The sequence below is a fragment of the Kitasatospora sp. NPDC004240 genome (assembly GCF_053603215.1).
This window is the reverse complement of the sequence record NZ_JBSGFD010000090.1, coordinates 25032-33211: the sequence shown is the minus strand read 5'-3', so window position 1 is coordinate 33211 and position 8180 is coordinate 25032. Positions and strand designations below refer to the sequence as shown.

7 protein-coding genes are annotated in these 8180 nt (G+C 74.2%); all 7 read right to left on the bottom strand.

What is annotated here, in order from left to right; all coding sequences use genetic code 11:
• Nucleotides 1-351 precede the first annotated feature (351 nt).
• Complete coding sequence (locus tag ACWEQL_RS23810; RefSeq protein ID WP_452152317.1) at nucleotides 352-1725, bottom strand: FAD-dependent oxidoreductase; 1374 nt, start codon at nucleotides 1723-1725, stop codon at nucleotides 352-354.
• Between the two features lie 106 nt (nucleotides 1726-1831).
• The gene (locus tag ACWEQL_RS23805) at nucleotides 1832-2104 is read right to left on the bottom strand and encodes a hypothetical protein (RefSeq protein ID WP_452152316.1); all 273 of its coding nucleotides are present in this window, start codon (nucleotides 2102-2104) and stop codon (nucleotides 1832-1834) included.
• Between the two features lie 159 nt (nucleotides 2105-2263).
• On the bottom strand, nucleotides 2264-3127 hold the full coding sequence (locus tag ACWEQL_RS23800) for an alpha/beta fold hydrolase (protein ID WP_452152315.1): 864 nt from the start codon (nucleotides 3125-3127) through the stop codon (nucleotides 2264-2266).
• Between the two features lie 91 nt (nucleotides 3128-3218).
• Nucleotides 3219-4163 carry a polysaccharide deacetylase family protein gene (locus ACWEQL_RS23795; RefSeq protein ID WP_452152314.1) on the bottom strand — a complete coding sequence of 315 codons (945 nt, stop codon included), beginning with the start codon at nucleotides 4161-4163 and terminating at the stop codon, nucleotides 3219-3221.
• Nucleotides 4164-4457: 294 nt separating this feature from the next.
• Nucleotides 4458-5468 carry a hypothetical protein gene (locus tag ACWEQL_RS23790; protein WP_452152313.1) on the bottom strand — a complete coding sequence of 337 codons (1011 nt, stop codon included), beginning with the start codon at nucleotides 5466-5468 and terminating at the stop codon, nucleotides 4458-4460.
• Nucleotides 5469-5473: 5 nt separating this feature from the next.
• Nucleotides 5474-6910 carry a DUF4241 domain-containing protein gene (locus ACWEQL_RS23785; protein ID WP_452152312.1) on the bottom strand — a complete coding sequence of 479 codons (1437 nt, stop codon included), beginning with the start codon at nucleotides 6908-6910 and terminating at the stop codon, nucleotides 5474-5476.
• 224 nt (nucleotides 6911-7134) lie between these two features.
• Complete coding sequence (locus ACWEQL_RS23780; RefSeq protein WP_452152311.1) at nucleotides 7135-7977, bottom strand: HU family DNA-binding protein; 843 nt, start codon at nucleotides 7975-7977, stop codon at nucleotides 7135-7137.
• Between the last annotated feature and the right edge of the window lie 203 nt (nucleotides 7978-8180).

Genomic DNA, 8180 nt, shown 5'->3' with positions numbered 1-8180 from the left:
GCTGGATCATGAGCCGCCCCGAGCGCCTTCGCCCCGACGAGGCCGTGGGCCTGAAGGAGGTCCGGGCGGCCTGTCCCGAACTCGACGCCGCAGTCAACGGAACGAGAGCGCCGATCCGGACGGGGGACGAGGCGGGCGTACTCATGCGGCGGCTTCTCCCGTACGGCGGTTCGGTGGCGGGCGGCCCGGACCGCGGTGACACGGCCCGGTGGTACGCGGTCGCCGCGTCCCGCCGTGGCGGGCGCATCCGGTCGACCATGCCCGACATTGCATCCACCACCCCCGCCCTCGGGCAAGCGAATTATCCACCGCGCGCCCGGAAGCACCCACGGCCTGCCGACAGGGGAGCGCTCAGCCCGGGATGAGCGTGTCCCACTGCTCCCGGGTCGGGCCGTCGTGCTCCGGCGAGAAGTCCGGGCGGGCGGCCAGCCAGGCGGAGAGGTGGCGGTCCACCTCCTCGGTGCCGTACGCGTCGGCGGCCGGCCGGACGAGGTGGCGTACCTGGGCCCGGGCCCGCATGACGACCGGGTCCTCGAAGGCGCAGGCGGCCAGGGCGGCGGCCCGCCGGTCGGAGAGGGGCGCGCTCTCGGCGAGGCGCTGTTCGTTGACGCGGTCGGCCGTCACCTGGGCGTCGTACCACGGGCGCAGGGCCTCGGTCGTCCAGCCGTGGTAGCCGGTGGGGTCTGCGGCGATCCGGTCGGCGTGGGCGGCGAGGTACCGGGCGGCGCGCAGGCCGAGCGCCACGCCGTGGCCGAGGGTCGGGTTGGTGTGGACGAGGCTGTCGCCGGCGTTGACCAGGCCGGTGACAACGGGTCCGTCGGCGTCGGCGAGGGAGGTCCAGCGGTTGTCCAGGCCGGCCATCGGCAGGACGGCCGACAGCGGCTCGGGGTCCAGGTCGAGCCAGGCGGCGCTGGCCGGGAAGCGGCGGGCGACGGCCTCGAAGACGGCGGGGTCGGTGAGCGCGGCGCGGGTCGGATCGGCCGTGGAGACCACCACGTTCACCGCGAAGGTGTCGTTGTCGGAGGGGAAGACGCCGGCGAGCGCGAACGGGGAGGCCGAGCCGTTCTTCACCCGCCCGGGGTCACGCGGGCCGTCGGCGCGCAGGCGGTACCAGCGGCAGAGGTAGGTGATCCCGGTCCGGTGGCTCTCGACCACGGGCGGGCGGCAACCGGCCGCGACCAGCCAGGCCGGGACCGGCGAGCGGCGACCGGACGCGTCGACCACGAGGTCCGCCGCGTACGTCTCGTCACCCGTCCGCACGCCGGTCACCCGGGGCGGGCGGCCCTTCTCGACGGCGAGGGCGCTCACCCGGCGGCCGAGCCGCACCTCGACGGCGGGCTCCCGCCGTACGGCCGCGGCCAGGGCGGCCTCCAGTACGATGCGGCGGGTGCGCAGGGTCACCAGTTCCTCGTCGCCGTCCCGGTGCGGCGGATGCTCGTCGAACCAGTCGAAGTCGTGGTACTCCCGGGCCCCGCGTGCCAGCAGGTCCGCGTAGACGTCGGGGGTCTCGGCGCGCAGCACGGTGCGTACGGGGGCGAGGAACGAGTGGGGCTGGACGGCCTGCGGGACCCGGGGCCGGGCCCAGCGGAAGAAGTCCCGCTCCAGGTCCTCTCCGGCCTCCCGCGCGTCCTGCTCGAACAACGTGACCGTATGGCCCCGCCGGCCGAGCATGAGCGCCGTTCCCAGCCCGCTGATACCCCCGCCGATCACCGCAACCCGCGCCACTGAGCTCCCCTTCGCGTCGTGTTGCGGGATGATCTTACTGCCCGATGATCATCGCTCGAAACCCGGTGTCGCCCGCCGGGGGTGGGCGGGCGCCGCCCGGCAGGGGTCAGGCGCTGTCGCCGACCCAGTCCCACCGGCGCGGATCGGCGGGCCGCGGCTCGTAGTGGGCGCGTCCACCCGCGCCGTACCGGCCGATCTCCGTGGGCAGCGCCGCGCCCTCCGCGAGGTCCTCGGGGCCCCAGCCCGTCACGTCCAGGAGGAGCCCGTCGAGCGGGCCGCCGCACAGCTCCCGGTAGACATGACCGGGCCGCGGCCCGGGATCGGGGTCGTCGTGGTCCGCCCCGTACACCCGGCCCCGCATCAGCGTCTCGTCGTCCATACCCGCCAGCATCCCAGCCGGCACTGACACCAGCGGATCGATCCGCACGCCTGACGGCTCGGGAGCGTTGGGAGCGTCTGCTTCCGGGTGGGGCGCGGGTCCTGGACGGTGGTTGCGGCGGCAGGGACGTTCCCGGCAGCGGCGGCACCCGGTGCACGGCTACCTCACGTGTGTCGCAGGCGGGCCGGCCGGGCTCTCCAGCAGGGTGGACAGGTACTCGGGGCGCTCCTCGACCACGAGGTGGCCGGCATCGGAGACCACACCCAGCTCGGCGCCGAGTGTGCTGCGCACCGCCGTGACGAGCCGCCTGGGCGGGAGGAAGACGTCGTGCTCGCCGGTGACGACCAGGCGGGGGACCGACCGCGTGGGCAGGACCGCGGCGCCGGGCGCCCCGCTGGAGCGCGAGTGCCGGGCGACCAGCGTCATCCAGGTCACCAGGTCCTCACGGGGTTGATGGCTGGGGGCGAGCATGGCGCGCAGGAGCCGGGCGCTGTGCGTGGGTGCGGGCCGCAGGAACCAGGCTGCCGAGGTGGCCAGTACGGCCGGGGTCAGCCTGAGCCTGGTCAATCCGCCGGGCGAGACCAGGACAAGCCGGCTGATCCTGGGCGAGTCGGCGGACAGGGCTATGGCGGCACCGAAGGAGTGGCCCATCACCGCCACCGGCTCGGGCGCGATCTTCTCGATCACCTTGCCCAGCCATGCGCCGTACCAGGACAACCGGCCGCCGGCGAGAGCTCGTTCGCCGGAACTGAGACCGGGCTGGCCCGGGACGTCCACCAGCAGGACCCGGTGGCCGGCGGCGACGAGGGCCGTGGCCAGTGGTAGGGACGCGGCGGCGTTGAAGTTGGTGCCCGGGACGTACGTGACTGTCGTGGCGCCGTCTCCGGCGAGGACCGCATGGGTCCGTGCGCCGTTGGCGGTGACCGTCGTCCGTTCGTGCGGTATCGCCCATGCGTCGAGCCGGTCGAGGCACCAGCGCTGGATGAGGTCCCTGCCCGTCGTGCTGCGGTAGATCGAGTCCACCGGTCGATTATCCCGTCCCGTCCCGGCCGTGACGTGGGAACGGTAACACAGGTCGGGTGAGTTGTGACGCCTACCCGGGCTCCCGAGGCCGTTAGCGGTGGGCGGGTTCCACCGGTGCGGGGTGGTGCGCGGCCAGCTCGTCCAGGGTCACCAGCCGGTAGCCGCGTTCCCGCAGGCCCGTGATCACCGCGGGGAGGGCGGCGGCGGTCCGGGAACGGTCGCCGCCGCCGTCGTGCATCAGCACGATCGACCCCGGCCGGACCTGTCGCAGCACCCGCTCGGCGATCACCTCCGGCCCGGGCCGCGCCCAGTCACTGGTCTCGACGTCCCACAGCGCCGTCCGCAGCCCCGACCGCGCCACCCGCTCCAGCAGTTCGGGGCTGCGCCCGCCGTACGGGGGCCGCAGCCACTCGACCGGGCCGCCCCCGGCCGCCGCGATCGCCTCGGCGGTGAAGGAGAGTTGGCGGTGCAGCTCGACGGGGCCGAGGTCCGGCAGATAGGCGTGCGACCAGGTGTGGTTGCCCAGGGTGTGGCCCTCGGCCGCGATCCGGCGTACCACGTCGGGGTGGGCCAACGCGTGCAGGCCGATGCAGAAGAAGGCGGCCGGGGCCTCGTGGCGGCGCAGTACGTCCAGGATCCTCGGGGTGTGCTCCGGGTGCGGGCCGTCGTCGAAGGTGAGCGCCACCAGCGGCTCCGGGACCTCCCCGCCGCGCAGGAGCCATCCCCGCGCGGCGAGTTGACGCTCCACCGGGCCGGACGCCGCCTCCGCGGCGGCGATCTCCCCCTCGCGCCCGCTCATCGTCCAGCCACCGTCGCCCAGTGCCACCAGGGAGTCCGGCCGGGCGCGTCCCAGATCGGCGAGGGCCTCCGCCGTGACCTGACCATCCGTCAGGAGTGGAGGGTCGGCGCGGAGAACCGTCACGCCGGCCGCCGTGAGAGAGCTGTCGAGGATCCCGTTGCCGCTGTCGACCACCACCGCGAAGCCCTCGGGCGCCTGCCGTGCCAGCTCGGCCAACCGGGCCAACGGCCTGTCCAAGGAGCAGTGTTGAAACTCTTCGACCGGCCCGGCCGGCCGTCCGTCCGCGTCCACCACGGCGATCCGGTAACCGTCGCGCGTCAGACCCACCCCGGCGAATCGCACTGCGGCGCCCCTCCCTCCACCGGCAGGGCCCGCTGGGCCCACCGATCGCGCCCACCGCGCGGCCGCACCGATCCTACGGACGGCGGGCCGTCGCGGCGACACCTTCGGCGGAACTTCCGCGTCCGGTGGGGCTGGTGGGGCCCCGCCCGGTGGAGACGGGCCCGTACGGTCCGGCGGGAAGGCACCCGCCTACATCAGGTCGCTGATGACCGGGTGGTCCGCGGAACGGGGGCAGGCGAAGACGCGCATGGTCTCCTGGTGCCCGAGGACGACGTCGGTCGGCTCCTGACGCCGCCGCACCGCGCTCGGGCCGCCGTCCGGGAAGCCCGCCGGCGCCCAGCTCATCGTGCTCCCGTCCCACTCCTCGCTGGCGAGCGCGGCCACGAACCGCATCCCGCCGCCGCAGGTGTGGCACCGCACCGGCCCGTAGTAGCCCTGGTAGTTCCAGGGTTCGTGGCCACCGAGCTTCCAGCCCGGGGCCGTCGAGAGGTCCCAGGAGTAACGCGGCTCGTAGTCGTCGGGGTCGTCGGGGTCGGCGAAGGTCTCCTGCTCCCATTCCTCGACCCGCTCCTCGAACTCCTCGCCCAGGACACCCGGGTGCGGGTACTCGGTCACGGGCTCCGGCCGCAGCAGGCACGGGGTGGGCAGGAAGCCGGGCTCGCCCACGGCCACCGGCTCCGGCGGCGTCAGGAAGCGCTCTCCCAGGTCGTCGGTGCGGCGGTACCGGATCCGGACCCACGGGCCGGCGATGCCGTTGTAGGGCACCGCCGGAGTGTCGTAGCCGTGCTGGAACGGGCACCACAGGATCTGGAGGACGTCCGTACCCTCCGGGAATCCGTCGTACCAGGGCACGTCACGCGCGTACACCTGCAGCACGGGCAGCAGGGGCCACGACGTGTCCGCGGGTATGTCGTCCCAGGTGATCTCGCCGTGGTGGGCGAACCACACCGAGCGCTCGCCCCGGACGTTGGCCGGGCGGTGGGGCTGCGCATGCGCGCGATGCCCGCCGCCCGGGCAGGTCGGCCACGGCTCGTCCTCCGGCCAGGCCAGGGGTCCTCCCACGGAGCTGTCGCGCGGGCCCGGTTCGGCCGGCACGGGATGCAGCCGGACCGCCGTCCGCGCATGGGTGGCGAGCTCGGGGAAGACCGCGACGACGTCCGAGGGACGCGGCGGAGTGCGGGGGCCGTCTTCGGTCACCATCTGCCTCACTCCCACGGCTTAAGGGAGGCACGGACGCTCTCCGCCGTGGCCGTGATGTCGGTGCGGAGGCGGGCCAGGTGGTCGGCCGCGGCGGGGAAGGGTCCGCAGGGCGGCGCTTCCGCCGGATGGTGCGGCAGGGGCACGCGGTAGGGGGTCGGGTCCTCGACGGTGGGTGGGACGGGCCGGGCGCCGTGGAGGAGGAGCATGTCGGCCACGAGGCAGGTGACCTGGCCCTCGGAGTCGCGGCCGATCCAGACGGGGTAGGAGCCGTCTCCCATGCCGGTCACATAGGTGATCACCGTTCCGCCGGTGTCCGGGTCGGTCCACGAGGGGTAGGAGGAGTTCGAGCCGTCGGTGGAGCCGGGCAGGCCCCTGAGCGGATTGTAGGCCTTCGCGAGGGCGTCTCGGACGGCCGCGTCCAGGAAGCATCCGGTGGCGGTGTCCACGTCGAAGCCGTAGAAGCTGTTCGGGCCGAGGGTCTGGGGGTCCTGCCCCGGACGCAGGGCCGGCTCCCAGCCGACCGTGGGACGGTCGGGCAGGATCACCAGCTTCGCCGCGGTGTTCTCGTCACCCCAATCACCCCACTTGTCCTCGTCGCCCCACTCGTCGTCCTCGCCCTCCTCGTCCTTGACCCAGTTCATCTGGGCTATCAGGAGGGGGTGGTCGCCGGCCGGTACGGTGACCGTGAACGGCTCGTGCTCGGCACCGATCCACCCGGGGTCGCCGGCGATGACCCGCCCGGTGGGCAGCCGGAGGATGCCGGCCGACTCGGGCTCCCGGACCTCGGCGGTGCGGCCGTCGTCGAACTCCAGGCGCGCTCCGGCGGTGAACAGGGTCCGCAGGTGACGCGGGCGCAGCCCGGGCAGCTCGGCCCAGGCGGGCCGGCGCACCGCGCGGTCGCGGGCGTCGTCGTCCGGAGCGGCGTCCGCGTCCGCTGTGATGATGGACGCCGGTTGCTCCAGATAGGTGTCCCACCGGCCGAACGGTGCCCGGGCCAGGGTGCGGTACGGCGCCGGCACGTCGGCCCGGGTCTGGAACAGCCCGCCGTCGGCGGTGTTGGCGTCGATGCGTGCCTCGCCGTCCGGCGCGATGTCCGCCTCGAACCACGGCGGGGTGAACGGTTCGGCGGCGTCCGCGCCCGGCGGGCGGAAGTCGCGGAAGCTCCGCAGGTGCAGCAGGTCCGGCCACAGGTCGAGGTACTGGTACTCCCGGTCGACGGCGCCCGCGGCCCCGACCACGAGGACGTGCACGACACCCCGGGTGGCGCACGAGCGGACCACGGTCCGTACCCGGCCGCCCGCCTCCCGCAGTTCCACGACGAACGGCTCACCGGCCGCGTCCCGCTCCCGGGCCCCGGTCTCCGTGAGCGGGTGCACGAGCACCCCCGACGACACGTCCCAGTCGACCCCGTAACGGGCCTCGACAGCCACCCTCCCGGACATCGGCCCGGCCCCTTCCTCGCGCTGCTCGATCCGTACGCGGACTCTAGCGAGCGCGTACGACAACGCCGACGGGCGAGGGCCCTGCCGTCACCGACCTCGACCGGTGGGGCGATCGATGCCGCTTTGAACCGGCACGCCCGCGCGGTGCCGGTGTCCCGGGCGGGCGGCGTGGTGAGGTCGGTGGCGAGGGGCCGGGTGGAGCCGGGGTGCGGCCCCCGGGCGGTTCACGCGGTCGTACGGCGGGTGGTGCGCTTGGCCGGTGCGGCCTTCTTGGCCGCGGGTGCCGTCTTCTTGGCGGCGGCCGTGCTCTTCCTGGCGGGGGCGGTGGTCTTCTTCGCCGCGGTGGCGGTCTTCTTGGCCGCGGCGGTGGTCCGCTTGGCGGGGGCGGTGGACTTGGCGGGGGCGGTGGTCTTGGCGGGCGTCGTGCTCTTGGCAGCAGCGGTGGTCTTCCTGGCCGCGGCGGTGGTCCTCTTCGCGGGGGCCGCGGCGCTCTTCGCCACCGCGGCCGTCTTCTTCGCGGGAGCGGTGGCCTTCTTCGCCGCCGTGGCGGTCTTCTTGGCGGGGGCGGTGGTCTTCTTCACCGCGCCGGCGGTCTTCTTCGCCGCCGCGGTGGTGGTCTTCCTGGTGGTGGTCTTCTTCGCGGCGGTCACCGCGGTGGTCGCGGCCGCCGCGGCGCCCGCGGTGCGCTTGGTGGCCGCCCGCTTGCGCGCGGGTGCGGCGGCTTCGGCCTTGCCCGCGGTGAGCGAGCCCTTGGGGGCCTTGGCGACGGCCGGTCCGGCCTTGGGGAGCTTCTTCGCCCCGGAGACCAGGTCCTTGAAGCCCTGGCCGGGACGGAAGCGCGGCACGGTGGTCTTCTTGACCCTCACGCGCTCGCCGGTCTGGGGGTTGCGGGCGTACCGGCCGGCACGCTCCACCGTCTCCAGCGTGCCGAAGCCGGTGACCTGCACCCGTTCTCCGGCGACGACCGCCCGGACCATGGCGTCGAGGACCGCGTCCACCGCGTCCTCGGCAACGGTGCGGCTACCGAGCTGACCGGCCACCGCCTCGACGAGTTGTCCCTTGTTCATGATGACGACTCCACAACGACGAAGGGAGGATTTATCCTCTTTCATCCCCTAACTTAGGCTCCTTATAGACCTTCCGCCCGCCCAACGCACCCCCGGGCACGGGAAATCCCGCGGTCGGGTGCCGAGGAGGACCCGCACGGCACTGCGGGCGCCACTCCGGGGCGGGTCCAACACACCGCCGCCGTACGCGTCTGCGGCCCGCA